Origin of the sequence: Microcoleus sp. Pol12B4, assembly GCF_036701385.1 — a bacterium.
GTDB lineage: Bacteria > Cyanobacteriota > Cyanobacteriia > Cyanobacteriales > Microcoleaceae > Microcoleus.
This window is the reverse complement of the sequence record NZ_JAUBQR010000377.1, coordinates 1-3133: the sequence shown is the minus strand read 5'-3', so window position 1 is coordinate 3133 and position 3133 is coordinate 1. Positions and strand designations below refer to the sequence as shown.

Below are 3133 nucleotides of genomic sequence, written 5' to 3'. Positions count from 1 at the left end.
CGGGACAATTCGGCATAGTTGACAAAAAACTTATCAAGGCTACTATCTTACCATCATTACTTCTTGGCCACTACCAATAATTTATCGCCCTTTAGGATGTAACCATTGCCCGGTTAATTGTAGGAAAACGACATTACCGTGTCCTGACTGTGGGTAATATCAATTCAGATGAAACGCAGGATTAATGTTTACGATCGTGATTAATTTTCAACAGCCCCTAAAGCTTTGAGCGTGGCTTTTTCAACTTCTGTTAAACCCGTAACTCCTGCAATATTCATGTTTTCATAAGGTCTGTCACTTTTCAGTATTTTGAGGCACTCACCAGTCTCTATCTCCCAAATCATAATTGTGCCATCCCGACTGCAAGCAGCAATAATTTGATCTTCTGAATTGAAGGCAACATAGTTAATTCTACTGGTATGACCTTGTAAAATTTTGAGACATTCACCTGTACGAATATCCCATAGTCTTACCGTTAGATCGACACTTCCACTAGCAACTATTTCACCAGAATAACTAAAGGCAACTGAACTTATCCAATCAGTATGCTCGTGAAAAATCTTCAGGCATTCACCGCTGTTGATATCCCATAGTCTTACTGTTTGATCCACACTTCCACTAGCAACTAATTCACCGTTCTGGCTAAAGGCGATCGCGCGTGCCCAACCCGTATGCCCCTGCAAGATTTGGAGGCATTCACCAGTATGGATATCCCACAGCCTCACCGTTCCGTCAAAACCTCCACTGGCAAATATCTCGCCCAAAGGACTGAAAGCAGCCGAGTGTACAGAATTGTTATGCCCCTGCAACGTTTTGAGGCATTCGCCTGTACGGATATCCCACAGCTTCACCGTTTGGTTATAACCTGCACTAGCAAGTATTTCACCCGAAGGACTGAAGGCGATCGATCGTGTTTCATTGCCAAATTCTGGCAAAGTATGAAGGCATTCACCACTGCGAATATCCCACAGTTTCAGTGTTTGGTCATAACTAGCGCTGGCAAGTATTTGACCCGAAGGATTGAAGGCAACTAAGTTTACCCGATCGAGATGACCCAGCAAGATTTGGAGGCATTCACCAGTGTTGACATCCCACAGCCTGATTGTTTGTTCGTCATCGCCGCTGGCCAGAATTTCACCGTTTGGACTAAAGGCGATCGACATTACTTGACTGCTATACCCTTGCAGCGTATTCAAGCATTCACCGCTGTCGATCGCCCACAGCCTCAGCGTTTTATCATAACTACCGCTAACAAATATTTCACCGTTTGGACTGAAGGCGACTGACGCTACTCCATCGTTATGCCCTTGCAAAGTATTCAAGCATTCTCCAGTGCGGATATCCCACAGCTTTGCTGTTCGATCGTGACTTCCACTTGCGAGTATTTGGCCATTTGGACTAAAGGCGATAGACCGTACTTGATCGAAATGTCCCTCCAAAGTTTTGAGACATTCACTGGTACGGATATTCCACAGCCTCACTGTTTTGTCGCCGCTTCCACTAGCAAGCATCTCACCAGCAGAATCGAAAGCAACTGAAAACACGCTTTTAGTATGACCTTGCAAAGTTTTGAGACATTCACCAGTACCGATATTCCACAGCCTCACTGTTTTGTCGCCGCTTCCACTGCCAAGCATCTCACCAGCAGGATGGAAAGCAACTGACAATACAACTTTAGTATGCTCTAGCAAAACTTTGAGGCATTCACCCGTGCGGATATCCCATAATCTTATCGTGCGATCGAAACTCCCACTAGCGAGTATATTTGCATCAGGATTGAAGGTGACTGACATTACTGATTCGGTATGTCCCTGCAACACTTTTAAACATTCACCACTCTTGACATCCCATAACTTGATTATTTTGTCATAACTCGCGCTAGCGAGTATCTCGCCGTCAGGACTGAAGGCCACTGACTCCACCACGTTGGTATGTCCTTTACAGGTCAATATTTCTCTGTAACTGCTAGCTTCCCACAAGCGAACTATGCCATCAGTATCACCTGTAGCTAACAGTTTGCCATCGGGACTAAATATTACCGATCGAACACTGCCAAAAATTTTAGCAAAAACAGATTCGGCTAAATTCGCTTCAGCAAAATTGACGCGGCGCAGACTAGCATTTGTAAAATCAGCACCTAAAATAACTGCACGAGAAAGGTCTTTTGCTTCTAACGCAGTGCCATCGATTTTCACCAACAGCGTCGCCGCATTCCCTCCCACATAACCTATCTCACTTTCAGTTTTTCCCCGCGTTGCTTCGAGAGTTTCCAATAATTCCTCCGTAGCTGCCCCTACATCGAGGCAGGGCCGGCACGAGGACACCGCCCCTACCATTGGTAACAACAAATCCATCACAGCTTTTGTCAGCGGCGCTTTTCCGAAACTCTGACAAAGTTGCCCTAAATCTTCAGCAGTAAATCCCTGCAAAGGCGCGATAAGCTCACCATTATTTCTCTTCTGGGCTTGCAATCGACAATAATTAGACCAAGTATATTTTTGAGGCGCTGCATTAGGATCTAAACAAGACTGTTCGGGCGCAACTAATTCGGTAAAATCTGCGGCCAAAACTCCCAATTCTGCTGCAAATTTATAAGCGACAAAAAACTCTAATAACGAACGGTGGGCCGGAGTATAATCGCCATCTGCATTGCGGATTAGCATCGTTTGACCCATCATGTCGTAGTGCCAGTGGTCTAAGTCTTTTTCCTCTTGCACGAGCGCACCAAACAAGCTACGAATGCGATCGGGAAAACCGCGATAATTGAGACTCATTTGGTTGGTAGACAGCATTTCCCAAGACAGTTCGCACAAAAAGTAAAGCTTATCTGCTAACGAAGTAAAGGTGCGTTCTGCTTTGATATCTCTCTCTATCTTCCGCCGCACCGCATACAGATAAATCCGCGACATATCTACTGGTTTTCCAGCTTCAATATCGGGCAATGCTTCCAAAATTAACTCGGTCATCACAGGCCGACGCGCTAAATCCAATAGTTGCGGGTTTCCCATCACTTTTTCTACTGTCGCCGCTTCTGTTTGAAATGACAGCGCTTGCCTAATTTGCTCGTCGTTAAATTTCTCTAATTCTAAGACTTCAAATTGGGGAGTTTCGCCTGTTAAAATGGTTGTTGATG

At 45.0% G+C, this 3133-nt stretch carries 1 protein-coding gene; it reads right to left on the bottom strand.

Annotated features, from left to right (window positions below; genetic code table 11):
- Positions 1-200: 200 nt before the first annotated feature.
- On the bottom strand, positions 201-3133 hold a 2933-nt coding region (locus tag QUA38_RS28220), incomplete at its 5' end, for a WD40 domain-containing protein (protein ID WP_333167717.1).